Here is a 20,311-nt window from a genome sequence, read left to right as displayed (position 1 = left end):
GGTCAGTCCTCGGCGCGCGGGCGCAGCCGGCGCAGGGCCGAGCGCACCGGGGAGGCGTCGTCGCGGCGACGCTGGCGTCGCCGCAGCCGGCGTACGTCGCCCATGAGGACGGCCACGAGGTCGACCGCGACCTCGGCCACCTCGGCGTCGGTCACCGAGGCCGGCACCCGCCGCTCCTCCAGCTCCTCGGGCACCAGCAGGTGGGCCAGGTCGCCGACCACGTCGAAGCTGCCGTCCGCGAGGTGCACGACCGCGTCGCGGGCGCGCTGACGGCACTCCTCGATCTGGTCGGGCTCCGGCCAGAAGCGGTCGCCCCCGCGGGGCACGAGCCGCTCGTCGGCGAGGAAGGTGCGCAGGTAGACGCCCTTGTCCAGCGCCTTGGTGAAGCCCTCGAGCCGCCCGTTGATGCGCCGGAGCGTCTCGGCCTCGACGACGCCCATGGAGGAGTTGGGGAACGAGCCCGACAGGTCGCAGCTGGCCGGGTCGAGGCCCAGGATCCCGGCGAAGCGGTTCCAGACGTCGTCGCGAGGAGCACCCGGGTCGAGCACCAGCACGTGGATCCGCTCCGGAGGGACCGCCGCGCTCCAGCGCTGCAGCACCAGGCGCAGGTCGAGGGTGCGCCAGTTCCAGATCGCGTTGGAGCTGCGCGAGACCTCGCGCGCGTAGTCGGCCAGCGGGGTGGTCTCGCCGTTCTTGAGGCTCTCCTGCCAGCTCGCCGCGAAGAGACCCAGCGGCTCGCGGGCGGTCACGACCAGGTGCACCTCGGGCGAGGGCAGCGCCTCGACCATCGCGCGGGCCTGCTTGCGCGAGGCGGCGGCGAAGAACTCGTGGCTGATCAGGCCGGTGCCGGGGGTGTCCGCGAGCTCGGCCAGCAGCCGCGGCCACGCCGTGCGGTGCTCCTCGGGCGCGTGCGCGGCGTGCCGGTCGTTGCGCACGGTCCGCGAGGCCCACAGGTGGTCGCGGCGCTCGGCGCCGGGCAGCACGATCCCCTGCTCGCGCAGGGCGTCACGGTTCGACCACAGGATCGTCTGGAGGTACGACGTCGCCGTCTTCGGCAGCCCGATGTGGACGAAGATCCGATCGACCACTAGAGGCTCTCGTGGTAGCGCGAGATGGCCTGCTGGACGACCTCCTCGTCGCGCGAGGCCAGCGGGACCAGCAGCTCCTGGACGACGTCCGCGAGCTCACCGAGCCGCAGGTGGTGCCGCCGGAGCTCGGCCAGGTCGGCCTCGAGGTCCTGGACCCGCTGCTCCAGCTGGGCGACCTGGTCGGACGCGCCGCTCCTGCGCAGGGGAAGTCTCAACGCCATGCTCACCACTCTCCCATGAGTCTCGTCACCGGTGGACCGTTCTTGACCCGCACCTCGTCGACCTCGACGACGCGGGCGCCGGCCCGGCGGACCAGCCGTTCCACCCGCTCCGGGTCGACCGCACCGACCACCCAGGGCGGGGGGTCGGCCTGCGGGCCGGCGTGGAAGTCGAGGTAGAGGCGACCGCCGCTGCGCAGCGACATCGAGGCCAGGCGGACGAGCGCCTCGCGCCCGACGATGGTCGTGGCCTCGAGCACGTGGCGGGCCATCAGCACACGGGGTCGCGGGTCGTGCGCGAGCCGCGCACCCTCGGCCATCACGGCGCGCCACTCGGTGAGGCTGAGCATCCGGACGTCGAGGTCGAGGCCCTCCTGCTCGGCCCGGGCGACGACGGTGCGCAGCGCCCGCGGCACGAAGTCGTACGCCGTCACCTCGAGGTGCTGGCGCGCCAGCCAGAGGCTGTCGCGGCCGCGACCGGCCCCGACGTCCAGGACGTGGGCACCGGTGTCCACGGCGTACTGCCCGACGACCTTGGCCAGGCCGGAGCGGCCGCTCGGCAGCTCGGGGGTCGCGGACGCGCGGCGCTGCCAGTGCTTGATCATCGGCCGGGTGCCGCGGAACCAGTCGTCGAGCGCGCGGGTGGTGCGGTCGGGCGTGGAGAACTGGTAGGCCGGGTCGGGCACCTGCCAGCCGGGTCCGTACATCGCCTCGAGCAGCTTCTCCGGCCGGGCGGGGACCGGGAGCTCGCGGCCCTCGAGCGTCGCGGTGGTGAGCGGGTGGATCCAGCCGGGCTCGAAGTCCACGCCGACCTCGCCCATGAGGTAGAGGCGGCCGCCGTCCATGAACCCGCCGAAGACGTCGAGCCCGCGGATCACGCCGTCCTCCTCGGGGACGTCGATCTTGAAGGCGCCGCCGCTGTAGCGCGAGGTCCGCCAGCCGAGGCGGTTCAGCTCCCGCTGGACGCGGAACGACTCGCGCACCACGTCGACGGGGGTCGTGAACTCGCTGACGTAGCCGACGTCCGCGTCCGAGTCGTGCCCCAGCACGGCGCCCTCGCGGACCGCGCCGAGCAGGGTGCCGTAGGCCAGGAAGGGCTTGAGCCCGGCGCCGGCCAGCGCCTCGAGCACGACCTCGACGGCGTCGACGAGCGCGGAGACGTCGGCCTTGCTCCGGGTCGCGAACGTCGGGACCATCCGCCCCGACTTGTCGATCCCGAGCTCGACGCCCGCGTCGTTGACGAACCGGATCTCGTCCGTGCCGGAGCCGAACGTCACGTCGTCGTCGAAGAGCACCTGCCCGGTGCCCGAGTCGCGCACGACGACCCGGGACCGGCCGTGGAGGTACTTCTCCATCGGGCGCGGCCAGGACACCCGGCGCGCCAGTCCGGCGCGCTCGGTGTCCCGGCGGGTCCAGAAGGACCACACCCGGTGCCCCCCGAAGAGGACGTCGACCGCGTGGTCACGGCCGGTCCACAGCAGCAGCCCGCCGTCATCCAGCCGTCGTACGCGGGTTGGCCGCTGCGTCACGGACGGCTCAGTCCATGTCCACGTGGGCGAACGGGTTGACGAACGGGCGCCGCTGGGCAGCCGACGCCGACTCGCCCTCGAGCACGTAGTCCGGACCCGCGCCGAACATCAGCGGGCTGGACTTCGACGACCCGCCGCTCGGGAAGTTGTCGTACCAGTAGTTGATGTAGGACTGGTACTTCAGCGTCGCGCTGCGGCGGTGGTAGATCGCGAGGTTCTCGTCGCTGCCCCGGGCCAGGCCCGAGAGGTTGGCCGAGCCGTTCAGGACCATGTAGTCGCCGCGGTTCTTGCCGATGTGCCCGACGATCGACATCGCCTTGAGGTGGAAGTAGTTGTCGAACTCGCCGTCCTGGTTCGCGTCCTGGACCAGGTGCTTGAGCGGGACCGGGCCGCGGCCGCTCTGGTCGCGCAGCATCCGGGCGATGCTCACGCCGAGCACGGTGTAGCCGATGTGGATGTCGCAGCCCTTCTCCCACAGCGAGCGGAGCTTCTTGGCGATGCGCATGCCGCGCTCGTTGCGGATGACGTCGGGCGCCAGGCGCAGGACCGTGCGGTTGCTCGCTGTGTTGGTCGCGCCGCGGCAGGAGACCTTGTTGAGCAGGCTCATGACCGGGTCCGGCACGTCCTTGCCCATGTCCGGGAAGAACATGATCCGGCTCAGGCCGAAGTCCTTGACGGCGTACGGCGGCTTGACCGGCTTGTCGCGCGAGGCCTCCTCGAAGACCTTGCGGGCGAAGCGGTAGAGCTTGCTCTGGCCGGTGTGGGTGTAGAGGTCGTTCCACTGGTTCGTGGCGGCGGCGACCGTGTAGTTGGCCGAGCCCTGCATGTAGACGTGCTTGGCCTTGCCCACCTGGGAGAACAGGTAGAACTTCGAGTGCGAGGTGCCCGCCGTGCCGCGGCACGAGTGGTCGCAGACCTTGGCGTAGCTGTAGCGCGACTTCTTGCGGTGCGCGTTGCCGGCCTTGAGGCTGTTCTTGAGCCGGCGGAACGGCCGGTTGTCGATCTCGGTGGTGTTGCTCTTCGCCATGAGCAGCTCGACCTGGACACCCCGGCGCTGCGCGCGCAGCAGGGCGTCGACGCCGACGCGGGTCAGGAAGTTCCACGTGAAGATGCGGATGTTGCTGCCCTTGGGCGAGCCGTCGATCGACCGGGTGATCTTGTTGAAGATCGCGTTCCGGGTCGGGGCGTCACCCAGCGGGTTGTTGAAGGTCACGCCCGAGCGGGGCGTGAACTTGGGCTCGGCTGCCACGGCCGCCTGCGCCGGGAGCACCAGGCCGACACAGACCAGGAGCGCGACGAAGAGCTTGATGGTCCTGGCGGTCATGTGTGGAGTACCCCTCGATCGGCTGGTCGTACGGCGGCGCTGGTGTGGTCAGCCGCTCGGCACGGTGGTGGTCAGCCGCGGCAACGCGCGACCGCGTCACGGTACCCGCGATCCTTGTCCAACACCGACTCGGTCTCGTGGATCTCCCCACCGACGGCGGCCCAGAAGTGATCGGCGTAACGCGACAGGCGCTGCCCGGACGAGCAGCCCAGCAGGTCGCGCTTCACGAACTCGCCGTCCTGCACGCAGCCCTGGTAGCCGCGGGCCAGGCGCTCGCCGGCCTTCCAGACGTCGTCGCAGGCCGGGCCGTCCGGGGCCGGCTCCGAGGTCGCCGACGACGAGGACTCGCCGGGGTCGTCACTGGGTTCGTCACTGGGCTCGTCGCTCGTCGTGGCCGAGGGGCTCGCCGCCGTCGAGGAGGCGCCGGGATCGGCCGCGGTGCCCGCGTCGTCGCCGCACGCGGTCAGCCCGCCGGCGAGCGCCGTCACCAGCGCTGCCGCGGAGATCGTGGTCCTGATCAGTGCCCGCATCTGCCGAGTATAGGTGCGCGGGAGGGTCCTGGGCCGACGTTCGCTCGAAGGGCTCGCGGTCCCGGTAGCGTGACCCCGTGACCACCGCCCCCACCCGCGTCTACGCCGCCCGCCTCGTCGGGCTGCCGATCTTCGACCCGCAGGGTGACCAGGTCGGCAAGGTCCGCGACCTCGTCGTGGCGCTGCGCTCCGAGGGCAGCCAGCCGCGGGTCCTCGGCATGGTGGCGGAGGTCTTCGGGCGCCGGCGGATCTTCGTGCCGATGACCCGGGTGACCAACATCGACAGCGGGCAGGTGTACACCACCGGCCTCCTCAACATGCGGCGCTTCGAGCAGCGCTCGACCGAGACCCTGGTCATCGGGCAGATGCTCGACCGGCAGGTCACGATCCCCAGCAGCGGCGTCACCGGCACGGTCTACGACGTCGGCATGGAGCAGGCCCGGACCCGCGACTGGGTGCTCAGCCGCGTCGCCGTCCAGGAGCCGTCGAAGACCTTCCGCCGCAAGGGCCAGACCCACCTCGTCGAGTGGCGCGACGTCGAGGGCCTGACCCGCCGCGAGGACGCCCAGGGCGCCACCCACCTGATCGCCGCGCTCAACGAGATGCGCGCCGCCGACGCCGCCAACGTGATCCACGACCTGCCCGCCGAGCGCCGCAGCGCCGTCGTCGCCGCGATGGACGACGAGCGGCTGGCGGACGTGCTCGAGGAGCTGCCCGAGGAGGACCAGGTCGAGATCCTCGAGCGCCTCGACTCCGAGCGCGCCGCCGACATCCTCGAGGAGATGTCCCCCGACGACGCCGCCGACCTGATCGCGGACCTGCCGCCCGAGACCGCGGCCACCCTGCTCGGCCTGATGGAGCCCGACGAGGCCGAGGACGTGCGCCGGCTGATGTCGTACGTCGAGAACACCGCCGGCGCCATGATGACGCCCGAGCCGGTGATCCTGGCGCCGGACGCGACGGTCGCCGACGCGCTCGCCCACGTCCGCAACCCCGACCTGCCGGTCTCGCTGGCAGCGATGGTGTTCATCTGCCGCCCGCCCCTGGAGACCCCGACCGGGCGCCTGCTCGGCGTCGCGCACATCCAGCGGCTGCTGCGCGAGCCCCCGTCGACGCTCGTCGCGGCCGCGCTCGACTCCTCCATCGACTCGCTGCGCCTCGACGCGAGCATCGACCAGGTGGCCGCCCACATCGCGACCTACAACCTGGTCGCCGCGCCCGTCGTCGACGACGAGGGCCGCCTGCTGGGCGCCGTCACCGTCGACGACCTGCTCGACCACATGCTCCCGGACGGCTGGAGGGACGCCGCCGTCCGCTCGCACAACCCGCACGCCGGGGTGATGCGCCGTGGCTGATGCGCGCCGCACCGGCGCCCGCCCCGGCTCGCGCCTCGACACCCCGGCCGACACGCGCCGCGTGATCGTGCGCCGCCCGGCGTACGACTCCGACACCTTCGGCGTCTTCGCCGAGCAGTTCGCCCGCTTCATGGGCACCGCGCGGTTCCTGCTCTACATGTCGGCGTTCGTCGTCGTGTGGGTCGTGTGGAACCTCGCCGCGCCGGAGTCGTGGCACTTCGACGACTACCCCTTCATCTTCCTGACCCTGATGCTCAGCCTCCAGGCGTCGTACGCCGCTCCGCTCATCCTGCTCGCGCAGAACCGCCAGGAGACGCGCGACAAGGTGATCGCCGAGCAGGACCGCCAGGCCAACGCCCGCGCGCACGCCGACATGGAGTTCCTCGCCCGCGAGGTCGCCTCGCTGCGGATGGCCGTCGGCGAGGTCGCCACCCGTGACTTCCTGCGCTCCGAGCTGCGCACCCTGCTGGGCGAGCTCGACGAGCGCAACCGGACCGACGCGGCCCGCGCGGGTGAGGAATGAGCACCCCGGAGGACGAGGAGAACGCCCAGCAGCTCTGCTCGATCCTCGTCCTCGTCGCGATCCTCGCGGTGATCGGCGCCCTGGTCGGCTACCAGCACTTCCGCTCGGCCGGCTCGCCGACGACGACCACCACCCCCGGCTTCGACGGCCCCGGCGCCCCGCAGGCGGCCGGCGGCGACGCCCCGCAGAAGATCGCCCCCGCGCAGCCGCCGCTCCAGCGCGAGGACGGCCTCACCAGCAACGGCGACCGGTGCGTGAGCCTCGGCGGCGGCACCGTCGGCCTCACCGTCGTCACCTACAACATCCACTCCGGCCTGGCCGGCGGGCGGCTCCAGCTCGACGCGATGGCGGGGGCCCTGCAGTCCTGGGGTCCCGACATCGCGCTGGTGCAGGAGGTCTCCCGCAACCGCGGCCGGGTCCGGCACGCCGACGAGCCGACCGCCCTGGCCACCGGGCTGGACCTCAACCCGGCGTACGGCGTGAACTGGCTGCCGCCGGACGGCGGTGAGTACGGCGTCCTCACGCTCTCCCGCTACCCCATCGTCTCCACGACCAACACCCCGCTGCCGAACGCGCCCGGCGCCCAGCCGCGCGGGCTGCTGCGCACGGTGGTCGACGTCGACGGGACCCAGGTCGCGGTCTACAACACCCACCTGCAGCCCGGCTTCTACAGCCTCCGGCTGCGGCAGATGGGCGCGATCATGGCGATCCTGGCCAAGGAGAAGCTGCCGATCGTCCTCGGCGGCGACCTCAACACCGTGCCCTCCTCCCCCGTCATCTCGATGACCCGGTCGCTGCTCGGCGACTCCTTCGGCCAGGTGGGCACCGGCGACGGCGAGACGATCCCGGCGCCGCGGCCGAACAAGCGCGTCGACTTCCTCCTGCACTCCGCGGACCTGGTCCCGGTGCAGTCGCAGGTGATGCCGCTGACCGCGTCGGACCACCGCGCCGTCCGCACCGTCTTCCGCCTTCCCGGGGTCGACGACGAGGTCTGCATCCCCGTGCTGTCGGGCGCCGCGTCCCGTCGATGACGCCGGGCGCGAGCCGCTCAGGGGCAGCGCCTAGACTCGGGGCATCATGAGTACCCCCCTCCTCGACCAGATCCAGGCCGCCCTCGCCACCGTCAACGACCCCGAGATCAAGCGTCCGATCACGGACCTCGGCATGGTCGACTCGGTCGAGATCGACGACGCCGGCCTGGTCCGCGTGACGGTCCTGCTGACCGTGTCGGGCTGCCCGCTCAAGGACACGATCACCCGCGACGTGACGCAGGCCGTCGGCCGCGTCCCCGGCGTCACCGACGTCGACCTGACGCTCGGCGTGATGACGGCCGAGCAGCGCGCCGGCCTCAAGGAGATCCTCAGCGGCGGCCAGGCCCAGCGCGAGATCCCCTTCGCCCAGCCCGGCTCGCTCACCAAGGTGTTCGCGATCGCCAGCGGCAAGGGCGGGGTCGGCAAGTCGTCGGTCACCGTCAACCTCGCGCTGTCGATGGCCAAGCAGGGCCTCAAGGTCGGCATCGTCGACGCCGACATCTACGGCCACTCGGTCCCCGCCATGCTCGGCGTCGCGGACCACCGCCCCACGCAGGTCGACGACCTGATCATGCCGGTCCCCACCTCGACCGGCGTCTCCGTCATCTCGATCGGCATGCTCAAGCCGCGGCGCGACCAGGTCGTCGCCTGGCGCGGCCCGATGCTCGACCGGGCCCTGGTCCAGATGCTCGCCGACGTCTACTGGGGCGACCTGGACGTGCTCCTCCTCGACCTGCCCCCGGGCACCGGCGACGTCGCCATCTCGCTCGGCCAGCACCTGCCGGGCGCCGAGGTCGTCGTCGTCACCACGCCGCAGGAGGCCGCCGCCGAGGTCGCCGAGCGCGCCGGCACGATGGCCTCGATGATGCACCAGCGCGTGGTCGGCGTCGTCGAGAACATGAGCTTCCTGCCCTGCCCGCACTGCGGGCCCGAGCACCAGCTCCAGATCTTCGGCTCCGGCGGTGGCGACCGCGTCGCCGCCACCCTCTCCGAGCGCTTCGGCTACACCGTGCCGGTCCTGGGCCGGATCCCGCTCGACACCTCCCTGCGCGAGGGCGGCGACGTCGGCAAGCCGATCGTCGACTCCGACCCCACCGCGCCCGCCGCCGTCGAGCTCGAGGGCATCGCCGCCAAGCTGTCCGGCCGCGGCCGCGGCCTGGCCGGCATGCAGCTCGGCCTCACCCCGTCCAGTAGGTTCTGAAACATGTTCGGGGTCGGGTTGCCGGAGTTCGCCGTCATCGCCTTCGTGGCGGTGCTGGTCTTCGGTCCCGACAAGCTCCCCGACCTGGCCCGCCAGGCCGGCCGGATGATCCGCAAGGGCCGCGAGTTCGCCAACTCCGCCCGTGACGAGCTCCGCAGCGAGCTCGGCCCCGAGTACGCCGACCTCGAGCTGCGCGACCTCGACCCCCGCACCATCGTGCGCAAGCACATCGTCGAGGCCATGGAGGACGCCGAGGCCGACGCCCGCCCCAAGCGCCGGGGCCTGGCCCCCCTCGACGACGGCGAGATCCCGCCGTACGACGCCGACGCCACCTGACGGTTCCGGCGGTTGAGGAAGGCGCCCACCCGGTGGTTGAGGAAGACGCCCACCCGGTGGTTGAGGAAGGCGCGCTAGCGCCTGTCTCGAAACCACCTCCGGTGGTTGAGGAGGTTGCGCTAGCAACCCTCTCGAAACCACCCCATGCGGTGATCGAGCCCGGCGCCGCCGTCATGACGCACAAAGCACCCGACACGCCGTGGGTCAGGTGCTTCGCGCGTCATGGCGTGGGCCCGTCGGGTCTTCCGGTGGTTGAGGAGGTTGCGCTGGCAACCGTCTCGAAACCACCCCCACCCCTCCACGACTCGAGCCCACCGGTGGTCCGGCCTGTGCGCGCCTGGACGTAGTCGCGGTGTAGGGGATTTTTGGATTTTGTGGTTGCCGTGGGTGCCGGGGCTACTCCTCCTTGCGGTCGCCTTCACAGTTGCCGTCGGTGCCACTTGCCCGCTTGAGTCACCGTTCGAAACTTTGCCCGATTATTTTACTTTTGGACTGTGAGTCAGGCTCATTCGGACCCCTGGACTGTCGGTGGCCCCTGATTGACTTTCCCCATGACCAGCTCCCAGACCACGGCTCCGCAGCACGCGATCTCGCGTGCCGTCGCCGCCATGGACGAGCAGGTCGACAACGTTCTCGACGCACCCGTGTGGTCGATGTCGGACGACGAGGCCGCGGCCACATTGGTCCGGCTGACCCGGCTCGCCTCGCGCATCAGCGAGCTCGAGGCCCGCGTCGCCGTGCACGCATCGTCTGTCGAGGTCGGCTCGTCCGTCGGGGCCACGTCGACCCAGGCGTGGTGGGCGACCCAGACCTCCCAGACCCACCGGAGCACGGCGGCGAAGCTGCACCTCGCCGAGGCCCTCGGCCGCTGGCACGTCGTCCGCCAGGCCTTGTCCTCCGGCGCGATCCTGACCGAGCAGGCCCAAGTCATCACCCGGGCCCTGGACGACCTCCCCGATGACATCGACCCGGGGAACCGGGTGCTCGCTGAGAAGCACCTGGTCGACCTGGCCGCCGATCACGACGCCGTCGACCTGCGCCGCCTCGGCCGCGGCCTCCTCGACGTCATCGACCCCGCCGCAGGGGAAGAAGAAGAACGCCGCCGGCTGGACGAGGAGGAGCGCAAGGCCCGCCAGAGGATGCGGCTCACCATGTCCGACGACGGGCACGGGTCCTGCCACGGCCGGTTCACCATCCCCGCCGCCCAAGGAGCGATGCTCAAGAAGATCCTCCAGGGCCTCGCGGCCCCGAAGCACCAGACCGCGGTCCACGGACCCGGAGTCGAGCGGAAGCCCAACCCGGAGCGGCTGGGAGCAGCGCTCTGCGAGCTCATCGAGCGCTACCCGACCGACCGACTCCCCAACGCGGGTGGCGTGAACGCGACCGTCGTGATCACGATGGACATGGCTACCCTCCTGGGAGCCGAGAAGGCCGCCACCCTCGACACCGGCGACAAGATCACCGCCTCCCAAGCCAGGCGGCTCGCCTGCGAGGCCGGCATCATCCCCGCCGTCCTCGGCGGCAAGTCCCAGGTCCTCGACCTCGGACGCACCCGCCGCTACTTCTCGAAAGCCCAGCACCTCGCCCTCGCAATCCAGCAAGGCAGCTGCACCGCCCAAGGCTGCGACTGGCCACCCAGCATGTGCCACGCCCACCACGACCACCCCTGGAGCCACGGCGGCAACACCGACCTCAACGACGGCAGACTCCTCTGCCCACGACACCACGCGAGAGCCCACGACCCCACGTTCACCATGACCAAGCTCCCCGGCGGGAAGATCGCCTTCACCCGGCGGACGTAGGCCGAACCCGCCACACACCTGCCCGTGCCGCTCAGTCGCGGCTCTGCACCGCCGCCAGCACGGCGTACGGCACCAGCACCGTGCGGTCCTCACCGACCCGCGCCTCGACGAAGTCGGCGCCGACGCGGAGCAGGACGGCGTCGTGGGTCGCGCCGTCGAGGGTGTGCAGCACGCAGCGCTCGCCCGCCTCGGCCAGGCGGCGGAGAGCGGAGCCGAGGCCGAGGGCGGCGACCGGGGACCAGGCGACCTCGGGCACCGAGCGCTCCGAGGCGCCGTGGACCACGGCGAGAGCGTCGGTCCGGATCACCCAGTCCTGGCGCGGGCCGCGGAGCAGGCACCAGCCGGTGGCGACCCGCTCGAGCGAGCCGGTGACCGCGCCGACGCCGCGGACGTCGAGGACCAGGTCGCGGCCGACCGAGGCCATCAGCCGGCTGGCGAGGGTGACGTGGTGGTACTCCGCGCGGCTGCGGTCGGCCAGCTCCACCTCGCGGTCGGCGTCGTAGAGCGCCTCGGCCTGCTGCTCCAGGTCGTCGAACAGCGCGAAGAGCTCCTCCTCCCAGCTCACGTGCCGCACCCCCGACCCAGCCTCATGGGCCGACCCTGCCACGCCCGCGCCCGCCCGGCCACCGGTGGAGAACCGGTTGACTCCCTCGGTAAAAAGACTTTGACTGACGTAAACGTACGCAAACGCAAGGATAAGACCATGAACGAGTGCCACGGCTCCCCCGCCCGCTGCGGGCTCGTCTGGCTGGCCGCCTCGCTGGCGCTGGCGGGCCTGGTCGCCTGGGTGCTGCCGGACCTGCTCGACGCGCGGTCCGCCGTGGTGGGCGGCGACCTGGCCACCCAGCCCCTCGACCGGCTGCTGCTCTGGCTGTTCGCCGGCGCGGCGGTGCTCGGGGCCGGCTGGCTGTGGGTGGTCACGTCGCTGGTGACCCTCGAGGTCGTGCGCGGGGGCGGGCGCCCCACCCGCGGCGTGCCGCCCGTCGTACGCCGGGCCGTGCTCGCCGCGTGCGGCGTCGCGCTGGGCGGGGCCGTCGTGGCACCGGCGGGCGCCACCCCGGGCGACCTGCACCTGGACCACAGCGGAGCCCCCGGGCTCGCCGCGATCAGCGGGCTCCCGCTCCCCGACCGCCCCAGCGACGCCTCTCCGGCCGTCGGCCGTCTCGCGTCGAGGCTCGCGGGTCGTACGCCGCCCCCGCCCGCCCACGGCGCCCCCGTCCACGCCGCGGCGGACCACGGTCCGGCCGACCTCGTCGAGGTCCGCCCCGGCGACACCCTCTGGGGCCTCGCCGCCGACCGGCTCGGTCCCGACGCCGGGGCCGCGGCGATCGACCGGCTGTGGCACCGGATCTACGACGCCAACCGCGAGGTCGTCGGCCCCGACCCCGACCTCGTCCAGCCCGGCCAGCGGCTGCACGTGCCCCGCACCTGACCGACCACCACCCGCCCCGACCCCGATCACGACCAGCCGAGAGGAGCACGTCATGCCCACGTCCCACGAGAAGGTCGTCCCGATCCGCGTGCCGGTCCCGGTCGGCAGCGTCCAGGGCACCCTCGCCCTCGACCTCCAGCCGCGGCACGACCCGCCCGCCCTCCGCGTGGCGGGCCACGGAGCACCGGCGGCCGACGTGCTCCCCATCGACCTGCGCGTACGACGCCAGCTCGAGCAGTGGTCGTGGCGCTACGCCCAGGCGGCGGTCGAGATCGTCGGCGGCGACCGTCCGGTCTCCCAGCTCCTGCGGTGGTCGAGCCGCCCGGTCTACGAGGACCTGGCACGCCGGGCGCTGCTCGTCGCCCAGGCGGGCGGCCACGAGCCGGGCGCCGGGCGGGTCCAGCCGGTCCGCCCGATGGTGCAGAGCGTGCGCTGCTGCTTCCTGGCCCGCGAGGCCGCCGAGGTCAGCGTGCGGGTGCGCTACGGGCAGCGGTCCCGGGCGCTCGCCGCCCGCTTCGAGCTGCGCACCGGCCGCTGGCTGTGCACCGCGCTGGACTTCGCCTGAGCAGTCATCATGGACGCATGGGACCGTTCGCCGCCGTCACCGCCCGCGCGGACGAGATCGCCGGCGCGCGACCGGGCGACGACCTGGTCCCGCGGGCCGACGTCGTCATGGACCGCGCCTTCACCCTGGACGCCCCGCCCGACGTCGTGTGGCCGTGGCTGGTGCAGCTGGGGAAGCAACGGGCCGGGTGGTACCTCCCCGCGTCCGTGGAACGGCTGGTCCCCCGCCGCCGGCGCGCCCTCCGGCGGCTCGAGCCCACGCTCCAGGGCCTCACCGTCGGCGACGTCATCCCCGACTGGGGAGGGCGCGACGCGACCTTCACCGTCGCGCTGCTCGACCGGCCGCGCGCGCTCGTCCACCGCTCGCGCCGCGGTCGCACCGAGCTCAGCTGGGCCCTGACCCTGAGTCCCGAGAGCCCCGGCACCACCCGGCTGCACCTGCGGCTGCGCCTGGGCCCGGTGCGCCACCGCCGGCTGGCCGGAACCGTCGGGGACGCGTTCGACGCCGCCACGATCCTGGGCCTCGCGGCCGGACTGCGCGAACGGCTGCCGGACCGGGGGTCCGACAGCCGTTCGTGAGTGCAGCGGGTGGGCTCAGCCGTTGACGCGCGTGGTCAGCCCGGTGGGGCCGCCGGGAGCGCCGTGGCACTTCTTGTACTTCTTGCCGGAGCCGCACGGGCAGTCGGCGTTGCGACCGATGCCGGCGAACTCGTCGTTCGCCGTCGCGGGGCGGCCGGTCACGGCCACCTCGCCGTCCTCGGTCGGGGCCGAGTAGGTGAGGTTCTGCGGCTGCTTCGGCAGGTCCAGGCCCTTGGCCCGGATGTGCGGCGCCTCGCGGCGGGCCTGCGCGGCGGCGGCCTCCTGCTCGGCGGCCTCGGCCTCGGCGGCTTCCGCCTCGGCGGCCAGCTCGTCCTCGTCCTCGTCGACCTGGACCTCCAGGTTGAACAGGAACCCGACCGACTCCTCCTTGATGGCGTCCATCATGGCGGCGAACATGTCGAAGCCCTCGCGCTGGTACTCGACGAGCGGGTCGCGCTGGGAGTACGCCCGCAGGTAGATGCCCTCGCGGAGGTAGTCCATCTCGTAGAGGTGCTCGCGCCACTTGCGGTCGATGACCGACAGCACGACGCGTCGCTCGAGCTCGCGCATGACGTCGTCGCCGACCTCGGCCTCGCGACGGTCGTACGCCGCGTGCGCGTCGGCGACCAGCTTCTCGATCAGCTCGTCACGGTCGAGGTTGGCGCGACCGCCGACCTCCTTCTCGAGCACCGTGTGGTCGAGCGAGACCGGGTAGAGCTGGCGCAGGGCGGTCCACAGCGCCTCGAGATCCCACTCCTCCGCGAACTCCTGCGTCGCCGCGACCGTGTAGCCGGTGACGACGTCGGTGATGAAGGTGCGCATCTCGTCCTCGAGGTCGGCACCCTCGAGCACCTTGCGGCGCTCGCCGTAGATGACCTCGCGCTGCCGGCTCATCACGTCGTCGTACTTGAGGACGTTCTTGCGCGACTCGAAGTTCTGCGACTCGACCTGGCCCTGGGCGTTGGCGATCGCACCCGTGACGCGCTTGTTCTCGATCGGGACGTCGTCCGGGATCTTGAGGACCTGGAGCACCCGGTCCACCCAGTCGGACTTGAACAGGCGCATCAGCTCGTCCTGCAGCGACAGGTAGAACCGGGACTCGCCCGGGTCGCCCTGACGGCCGGAGCGACCGCGCAGCTGGTTGTCGATGCGGCGCGACTCGTGCCGCTCGGTGCCGACGACGTACAGCCCGCCGAGCTCGCGGACCTCGTCGTGCTCCGCGGAGACCTGGCCCTTGACCCGCTCGAGGGCCTGCGGCCACTCGGCTTCGTACTCCTCGGAGTGCTCGACGGGGTCGAGGCCCTTGGCGCGCAGCTCGGCGTCGGCGAGGAAGTCGATCGAGCCGCCGAGCATGATGTCGGTGCCTCGACCGGCCATGTTGGTGGCGACGGTGACCGCGCCCTTGTGGCCGGCCATCGCGACGATCTTGGCCTCGTCGGCGTGGACCTTGGCGTTCAGGACGGTGTGCGGGATCCCGCGGGCGCGCAGCTTGGTCGAGAGGTGCTCGGACTTCTCGACCGAGACCGTGCCGACCAGGACGGGCTGGCCCTTCTCGTGGCGCTCGGCGATGTCCTGGGTGACGGCGTCGTACTTCGCCTCCTCGGTCCGGTAGACGAGGTCGGCGGCGTCGATGCGCTGCATCGGGCGGTTCGTGGGGATCGGGACCACGCCGAGCTTGTAGATCTTGTCGAACTCCGACGCCTCGGTCATGGCCGTACCGGTCATGCCGGAGAGCTTGTCGTAGAGGCGGAAGTAGTTCTGGAGGGTGACGGTGGCGAGGGTCTGGTACTCCTCGCGGACGGTCACACCCTCCTTGGCCTCGATCGCCTGGTGCAGGCCGTCGTTGTAGCGACGCCCCGCGAGCATCCGGCCGGTGTGCTCGTCGACGATGAGCACCTCGCCGTCCATGACGACGTACTCCTTGTCGTTGCGGAACAGCTCCTTGGCCTTGATGGAGTTGTTCAGGAACGAGATGAGCGGGGTGTTCGCCGACTCGTAGAGGTTCTCGATGCCGAGGTGGTCCTCGACCTTGGTGATGCCGGGCTCGAGGACGGAGATCGTGCGCTTCTTCTCGTCGACCTCGTAGTCGACGTCCTTGACCAGGGTGCGGCAGATGCGCGCGAACTCGGCGTACCAGCGCACCTCGTCCTGGGTCGGGCCGCTGATGATGAGCGGGGTCCGCGCCTCGTCGATCAGGATCGAGTCGACCTCGTCGACGACGGCGAAGTTGTGCCCGCGCTGGACGCACTCCTCGATGGAGCTGGCCATGTTGTCGCGCAGGTAGTCGAAGCCGAGCTCGTTGTTCGTGCCGTAGGTGATGTCGCAGTTGTAGGCCACCCGGCGCTCGTCGGGGCGCATCTCGGGGAGGATCACGCCGACCTCGAGGCCGAGGAAGTGGTGGATCCGGCCCATCATCTCGGACTGGTACTTCGCGAGGTAGTCGTTGACCGTGACCACGTGCACGCCCTTGCCGGACAGCGCGTTGAGGTACGACGGGAGCGTGGCGACCAGGGTCTTGCCCTCACCGGTCTTCATCTCGGCGATGTTGCCGAGGTGCAGCGCCGCGCCGCCCATGATCTGGACGTCGAAGGGCCGCATGCCGGTGACCCGCTTGGCGGCCTCGCGCACGGTGGCGAACGCCTCGGGCATCACGTCGTCGAGGGTCTCGCCGTTGGCGAGCCGCTCGCGGAACTCGGCCGTCATGGCGCGCAGCTCGTCGTCGCTCATCGCGACGAAGTCGTCCTCGATGGCGTTCACGGCCTTCGCGATCGCCTCGAGCTGACGAAGGATCTTGCCCTCTCCGATGCGGAGGAGCTTGTCGAGAATGGCAGGCACGAGGTGATACTCCCTGGATCGATGGGGGTGCTGCGCCACTCTACCCAGCGGGTGAGGCACTCCCTAACCGGGCGCGGGAGCGCTTCGGCCCCCTCGGCGACGCTCAGAAGCGCAGCAGCGGGGCCAGGTCGCCGCGCGGCTCGACCGCCACGTCGTCGAGGTCGAGCCAGTCGGCGAGCCGCCGCAGCTCGACCGCGAGCTCCTCGGCCGTGCCGGCGGGGGCGCCCGGCTCGGCGTACGCGCCCTTGACCAGGAGGCGGCCGGTCCGGCGGTCGGCCTTGAGGTCCACCCGTCCGACCAGCTCGTCGCCGAGCAGGAACGGCAGCACGTAGTAGCCGTGCACGCGCTTCTCGGGCGGCACGTAGATCTCGATGCGGTAGTGGAAGCCGAAGAGCTGCTCGGTGCGCTCGCGCTCCCAGACCACGGGGTCGAAGGGGCTCAGCACGGTGCGGGCGCCGATGCGGCGCGGCAGCCGGGCGTCGCGGTGGAGGTACGCCGGCTTCGTGCCGCCCTCCACCCGGACCGGGGTGAGCTCCCCCGCCTCGACCATCGTGGCGACCGCGACCTTCACGTCGGCCACCAGCATCCGGTGGTAGTCGGCGAGGCTCCTGAGGGTGGCGACGCCGTGGGCGCGGGCCGCTCGCCGGGTGAGCTCGAGGCCGGCCTCGGCCCGCGAGGGCGTCGGCAGGGCGAGCACGTGGGCGGGCAGGACCCGCTCGGGCACGTCGTACACGACCTCGAACTGGCTGGTGCGGCGCGCGATCGCCAGGTCGCCGCACAGGTAGAGGAAATCGAGGGCCTTGCGGACCTCGGACCAGTTCCACCCCCAGTGCTCCCGGGCCCGGGCGCCGTCGTCGTGGAGGTGCTCCAGGTCGCGGGCGGTGCTGGGGCCCCGGTCGCGGACCGCCGCCAGGACGTTCGCGAGCAGGGCGTCGTCGACGGTCTTCCACCACTTGCCGCGCTGGGTCCGGTAGTGCTCCATCCGGTGCTGCATGTGCGGCCACAGCTCGACCGGCATGAACGCCTGGACGTGCGCCCAGTACTCCACCACCCGGCGGGGCCGCTGCTCGGCGGCCCGGCGCAGCAGGTCGGTGTCATAGGGACCCATCCGCGAGTAGAGCGGCATGTAGTGCGCGCGCTGGAGCACGTTGACCGAGTCGACCTGGAGCACCCCCGTGCGGTCCAGGGTGCGCTGGAAGGTGCGCATCGTGGGCACGGCGTGGGCGGGGTCGAGGAACCCCTGCGCCGCCAGGGCGATCCGGCGTGCCTGGGCGCGCGAGAGGGACTGGGTGCTCATGGCGGCGGCTGCGGGCCGGACCTCACGGCAGGTCGAGCAGCTTTTCCTTCACGGCGTACATGACGGCTTCCATCCGCGAGTGCAGCTGGAGCTTCTCGAGGATGTTGCGGACGTGGTTCTTGACGGTGTTCTCGCTGATGAACAGCTGGCGGGCGATCTCGCGGTTGTTCATGCCCTTGGCCACGAGGCGCAGCACCTCGAGCTCGCGCTCGGTCAGCCGCAGGCCGGGGACGTGGTCGCGCTCGGGGCGCGACATCTGCTTGAACTCGTCGATCAGCTTCACGGCCATCGACGGGGAGATGAGGGACTGGCCGTCGGCCACGACGCGCACGGCCTGGGCGACCTCCTCGATGGAGGAGTCCTTGAGGAGGTAGCCGGCGGCACCGCTCTTGACGGCCTCGTAGAGGTCGGCCTCCTCGTCGGAGACGGTCAGCATGATGATCTTGGCCGAGGGGACGGCCTCCTTGATGGCGAGGCAGGCCTCGATCCCCGAGCGCTTGGGCATCCGGATGTCGAGCAGCACGACGTCGGGGGCGGTGCTGATCGCGAGGGTGGTCCCCTCGAGGCCGTCACCGGCCTCGCCGATCACCTCGATGCCGCTCTCGACGGCCAGCAGCATGGTCAGACCACGGCGGAAGAGCTCCTGGTCGTCGACGACCAGCACACGGATCGGCTCGAGACCCGGGTCGTTCACCTGTTCGGACACGGACGCATCATGGCACGGACGGGCGGCCCGTGGGACCCGGTCGGGTGGGTGAAACGGGAAGGGGGGTGGCCCGTTCGGGCCACCCCGCTCCTCAGGCGCGGACCACGAGGGGACCGCTAGACCAGTGGGGCCCGGTCAGTCCTCACCGCCCAGGTCCAGCGAGATCACGCCGTAGTCGTAGCCGCGGCGGCGGTAGACGACCGCCGGACGGTCGTTCTCCTTGTCCACGTAGAGGTAGAAGTCGTGGCCGACCAGCTCCATCTCGTAGAGCGCCTGGTCGAGGGTCATCGGGCTGGCGGGGTGCGTCTTCTCGCGGACCACGAGCGGTCCGTCCCCCGTCACCGCGATCGGGCCGACCTGGCGCTCCTGCACCGCGGACTGCTCCTCGGCGCTGCCCACGAGGGCCTCGACGGGCACCTGCGCCATCGCCTGGCCGACGGAGACCGGGGCGTGCCGCCCGCGGTGGACCCGACGCCGGTCGGCGGCACGGCGCATCTGCGCGGCCATCTTGTCGAGGGCGAGGTCCAGGGCTCCCATCTTCTCGTCGGCCGCGGCCTCCGCCCGGATGACCGGGCCCTTGGAGAACGCCGTCAGCTCCACGTGCACCGCGTGGTCGTGCTGGCGCGGATTGGGCTCGCAGTCCACCTCGACGTGAACCCGCATGATCCGGTGGTCGTGCTTCTCGAGCCGCGTCAGCTTCTCCTCGACGTGGCTGCGGAACCGGTCAGACAGCTCGCAGTTTCGGCCTGTGACCACAACTTCCATGTGAACCTCCCGTAGAACAGTTGGTTTCGCCAGTTGCTTCTCTGGTGTTCAGCCCCCGAGCTCGCCCTCCACAGGGCACGACGGTGCACGGGTCATGGGCGACCCGCAGCACCGGCGCAGCTCGGAGAGGCTGGAGTCCGCCCGGCCGACCTGGTCTTCGACCCCACAATCGCCTGCGGAGGGGTTCGCAGCTTGGTGCCACTACTGCCCTTCTCCCGACGCACCGTCGCATCTGACGACGGGGCCGAGGCAGGACTTACGACTAAGCCGCACCGTGATCGGCTGGGACCGGGGACAGGTCCCCGGACAGCCTTACGTGGACCGTTTCGCCTGCGACTGGCATCGGCTTGCCGCTCGCGCGCCCGGCTTGCGCTGGGCGCCTGAGCGGCGCAACCACGGACCCGGACGGACTCCATACAGAGACGTTAGAGGGTGGAGGGGCTGGGCGAAACCCGTTCGCCTGAAGATTCGCTGTGGAGGTCCGTCGCCCCGCCCGGACGCCGCCGCCGGGTCGCCGCCACGGTCGCGACGGCCGCCACCGGCAGGCCCACCGCCTCCAGGGCGCGCTGGGCCTCGCGGGCCGTCGCCCCGGTCGTGAGCACGTCGTCGCAGACGACCAGCCGGGCCCGCGGACGGACCCGCGCCAGCCGCCGCACCCGGCTCGACGGGCACGCCATCGACCCCGCGAGGTTGGCGGCCCGCTGCGCGGCGTCCAGGCCGGCCTGGTCCACGACGCCGGGCCGGGGGTGCAGCATCCGCAGCGCCACCACGTCGTGTCCGCCGGCGCGCAGCAGGCGGGCGGCGGCGCTCGCGAGCGCGTGCGTGTGGTCGTGCCCGCGGGCGCGCACGCTCGCGGGGCGCGACGGCACCGGCACCAGCACGACCGGGCCGCTCACGTCGGCGGCGTGCACGGCATCGGCGAGGAGCTCGGCCAGCGGGTCCCGCAGCCCCAGGACGGCGTGCTCCTTGTGGGCGATCACCATCGCGCGCACCACGCCGTCGTACGCCGCGGGCGCGTACGGCGGGGCCAGCCCGGCCGGCACCGGGGTCGGCCACACCAGCCCGGCGCCGCGTGGCAGCCCCGCGCGGCAGCTCCGGCAGAGCACCCGTCCCGGGCCGGCGCAGCCCACGCAGCGACCACCGAGCAGGAGGTCGGTCGCGGCGTCGCGCAGCTCGTCGGGCACCCTGCGAGACGA

Annotated in this window: 20 protein-coding genes; 9 read left to right on the top strand and 11 right to left on the bottom strand. The window is 72.0% G+C overall.

The features are described from left to right. Positions 1-2: 2 nt before the first annotated feature. The 5 genes from H5V45_RS17035 to H5V45_RS17015 all read right to left on the bottom strand — a co-directional run bounded on the left by H5V45_RS17035 (position 3) and on the right by H5V45_RS17015 (position 4,689). Entirely contained in the window at positions 3-1,088 is a 1,086-nt protein-coding gene (locus tag H5V45_RS17035) for a hypothetical protein (RefSeq protein ID WP_185254031.1), read from the bottom strand. Then, a complete protein-coding gene (locus H5V45_RS17030) occupies positions 1,088-1,309 on the bottom strand; it encodes a DUF6752 domain-containing protein (protein ID WP_185254030.1) in 222 nt (73 codons plus the stop codon). Before H5V45_RS17030 ends, H5V45_RS17035 begins: the two co-directional genes overlap by 1 nt. A 2-nt stretch (positions 1,310-1,311) precedes the next feature. Then, positions 1,312-2,835 (bottom strand): methyltransferase domain-containing protein, encoded by a 1,524-nt coding sequence (locus H5V45_RS22745; RefSeq protein WP_185254029.1) that lies wholly within the window; start codon positions 2,833-2,835, stop codon positions 1,312-1,314. A gap of 7 nt (positions 2,836-2,842) precedes the next feature. Continuing rightward, entirely contained in the window at positions 2,843-4,159 is a 1,317-nt protein-coding gene (locus tag H5V45_RS17020; RefSeq protein WP_185254028.1) for a phospholipase D-like domain-containing protein, read from the bottom strand. Between the two features lie 71 nt (positions 4,160-4,230). Further along, positions 4,231-4,689 (bottom strand): hypothetical protein, encoded by a 459-nt coding sequence (locus H5V45_RS17015; RefSeq protein ID WP_185254027.1) that lies wholly within the window; start codon positions 4,687-4,689, stop codon positions 4,231-4,233. A 77-nt stretch (positions 4,690-4,766) separates the two neighbouring features. Here H5V45_RS17015 and H5V45_RS17010 point away from each other — a divergent pair, with 77 nt between their 5' ends. From H5V45_RS17010 to H5V45_RS16985, 6 genes are all read left to right on the top strand, one after another. Further along, on the top strand, positions 4,767-6,044 hold the full coding sequence (locus tag H5V45_RS17010; protein WP_185254026.1) for a magnesium transporter MgtE N-terminal domain-containing protein: 1,278 nt from the start codon (positions 4,767-4,769) through the stop codon (positions 6,042-6,044). Continuing rightward, entirely contained in the window at positions 6,037-6,567 is a 531-nt protein-coding gene (locus H5V45_RS17005; RefSeq protein ID WP_185254025.1) for a DUF1003 domain-containing protein, read from the top strand. Before H5V45_RS17010 ends, H5V45_RS17005 begins: the two co-directional genes overlap by 8 nt. Beyond that, positions 6,564-7,598 (top strand): endonuclease/exonuclease/phosphatase family protein, encoded by a 1,035-nt coding sequence (locus H5V45_RS17000; RefSeq protein ID WP_185254024.1) that lies wholly within the window; start codon positions 6,564-6,566, stop codon positions 7,596-7,598. Before H5V45_RS17005 ends, H5V45_RS17000 begins: the two co-directional genes overlap by 4 nt. Before the next feature lie 46 nt (positions 7,599-7,644). Beyond that, a complete protein-coding gene (locus H5V45_RS16995; RefSeq protein ID WP_185254023.1) occupies positions 7,645-8,799 on the top strand; it encodes an Mrp/NBP35 family ATP-binding protein in 1,155 nt (384 codons plus the stop codon). Between the two features lie 3 nt (positions 8,800-8,802). Then, entirely contained in the window at positions 8,803-9,135 is a 333-nt protein-coding gene (locus H5V45_RS16990) for a sec-independent translocase (RefSeq protein WP_185254022.1), read from the top strand. Between the two features lie 551 nt (positions 9,136-9,686). Then, positions 9,687-10,937 carry an HNH endonuclease signature motif containing protein gene (locus H5V45_RS16985; protein WP_185254021.1) on the top strand — a complete coding sequence of 417 codons (1,251 nt, stop codon included), beginning with the start codon at positions 9,687-9,689 and terminating at the stop codon, positions 10,935-10,937. A 31-nt stretch (positions 10,938-10,968) separates the two neighbouring features. On the opposite strand, the gene H5V45_RS16980 is transcribed toward H5V45_RS16985, so the two are convergent. Continuing rightward, the gene (locus H5V45_RS16980) at positions 10,969-11,502 is read right to left on the bottom strand and encodes a hypothetical protein (RefSeq protein ID WP_185254020.1); all 534 of its coding nucleotides are present in this window, start codon (positions 11,500-11,502) and stop codon (positions 10,969-10,971) included. 138 nt (positions 11,503-11,640) lie between these two features. Here H5V45_RS16980 and H5V45_RS16975 point away from each other — a divergent pair, with 138 nt between their 5' ends. Genes H5V45_RS16975 through H5V45_RS16965 form a run of 3 tightly spaced genes read left to right on the top strand, consistent with a single transcriptional unit; the run spans position 11,641 to position 13,512 of the window. Next, entirely contained in the window at positions 11,641-12,369 is a 729-nt protein-coding gene (locus H5V45_RS16975; protein ID WP_185254019.1) for a LysM peptidoglycan-binding domain-containing protein, read from the top strand. Positions 12,370-12,421: 52 nt separating this feature from the next. Further along, positions 12,422-12,934, top strand: a complete 513-nt coding sequence (locus H5V45_RS16970) for an Rv3235 family protein (RefSeq protein ID WP_185254018.1) — start codon at positions 12,422-12,424, stop codon at positions 12,932-12,934. Positions 12,935-12,951: 17 nt separating this feature from the next. Next, positions 12,952-13,512: a hypothetical protein gene (locus H5V45_RS16965; RefSeq protein WP_185254017.1), complete on the top strand. Its 561-nt coding sequence runs from the start codon at positions 12,952-12,954 to the stop codon at positions 13,510-13,512. A 15-nt stretch (positions 13,513-13,527) separates the two neighbouring features. Here H5V45_RS16965 and secA read toward each other — a convergent pair whose 3' ends face one another. From secA to H5V45_RS16940, 5 genes are all read right to left on the bottom strand, one after another. After that, a complete protein-coding gene (secA, locus tag H5V45_RS16960; protein WP_185254016.1) occupies positions 13,528-16,347 on the bottom strand; it encodes a preprotein translocase subunit SecA in 2,820 nt (939 codons plus the stop codon). A gap of 103 nt (positions 16,348-16,450) precedes the next feature. Beyond that, a complete protein-coding gene (locus H5V45_RS16955; RefSeq protein WP_185254015.1) occupies positions 16,451-17,644 on the bottom strand; it encodes a winged helix-turn-helix domain-containing protein in 1,194 nt (397 codons plus the stop codon). 22 nt (positions 17,645-17,666) lie between these two features. Next, positions 17,667-18,350 (bottom strand): response regulator, encoded by a 684-nt coding sequence (locus tag H5V45_RS16950; protein WP_343061606.1) that lies wholly within the window; start codon positions 18,348-18,350, stop codon positions 17,667-17,669. 135 nt (positions 18,351-18,485) lie between these two features. Further along, on the bottom strand, positions 18,486-19,115 hold the full coding sequence (gene hpf, locus H5V45_RS16945) for a ribosome hibernation-promoting factor, HPF/YfiA family (protein ID WP_185254014.1): 630 nt from the start codon (positions 19,113-19,115) through the stop codon (positions 18,486-18,488). A gap of 425 nt (positions 19,116-19,540) precedes the next feature. Next, positions 19,541-20,299, bottom strand: coding sequence for a ComF family protein (locus H5V45_RS16940; protein WP_185254013.1), 759 nt, complete (start codon positions 20,297-20,299; stop codon positions 19,541-19,543). Between the last annotated feature and the right edge of the window lie 12 nt (positions 20,300-20,311).

Source organism: Nocardioides luti, assembly GCF_014212315.1.
Lineage (GTDB): Bacteria > Actinomycetota > Actinomycetes > Propionibacteriales > Nocardioidaceae > Nocardioides > Nocardioides luti.
This window is presented reverse-complemented; position numbering and strand designations above follow the sequence as displayed.

Excerpts from the sequence above, each read along its gene's own strand:
- H5V45_RS17030 (WP_185254030.1), bottom strand. The coding sequence starts at position 1,309 with ATGGCGTTGAGACTTCCCCTGCGCAGGAGCGGCGCGTCCGACCAGGTC.
- H5V45_RS17020 (WP_185254028.1), bottom strand. The coding sequence starts at position 4,159 with ATGACCGCCAGGACCATCAAGCTCTTCGTCGCGCTCCTGGTCTGTGTC.
- H5V45_RS17015 (WP_185254027.1), bottom strand. The coding sequence starts at position 4,689 with ATGCGGGCACTGATCAGGACCACGATCTCCGCGGCAGCGCTGGTGACG.
- H5V45_RS17000 (WP_185254024.1), top strand. The coding sequence starts at position 6,564 with ATGAGCACCCCGGAGGACGAGGAGAACGCCCAGCAGCTCTGCTCGATC.
- H5V45_RS16995 (WP_185254023.1), top strand. The coding sequence starts at position 7,645 with ATGAGTACCCCCCTCCTCGACCAGATCCAGGCCGCCCTCGCCACCGTC.
- H5V45_RS16990 (WP_185254022.1), top strand. The coding sequence starts at position 8,803 with ATGTTCGGGGTCGGGTTGCCGGAGTTCGCCGTCATCGCCTTCGTGGCG.
- H5V45_RS16985 (WP_185254021.1), top strand. The coding sequence starts at position 9,687 with ATGACCAGCTCCCAGACCACGGCTCCGCAGCACGCGATCTCGCGTGCC.
- H5V45_RS16975 (WP_185254019.1), top strand. The coding sequence starts at position 11,641 with ATGAACGAGTGCCACGGCTCCCCCGCCCGCTGCGGGCTCGTCTGGCTG.
- H5V45_RS16970 (WP_185254018.1), top strand. The coding sequence starts at position 12,422 with ATGCCCACGTCCCACGAGAAGGTCGTCCCGATCCGCGTGCCGGTCCCG.
- H5V45_RS16965 (WP_185254017.1), top strand. The coding sequence starts at position 12,952 with ATGGGACCGTTCGCCGCCGTCACCGCCCGCGCGGACGAGATCGCCGGC.
- H5V45_RS16955 (WP_185254015.1), bottom strand. The coding sequence starts at position 17,644 with ATGAGCACCCAGTCCCTCTCGCGCGCCCAGGCACGCCGGATCGCCCTG.
- hpf (WP_185254014.1), bottom strand. The coding sequence starts at position 19,115 with ATGGAAGTTGTGGTCACAGGCCGAAACTGCGAGCTGTCTGACCGGTTC.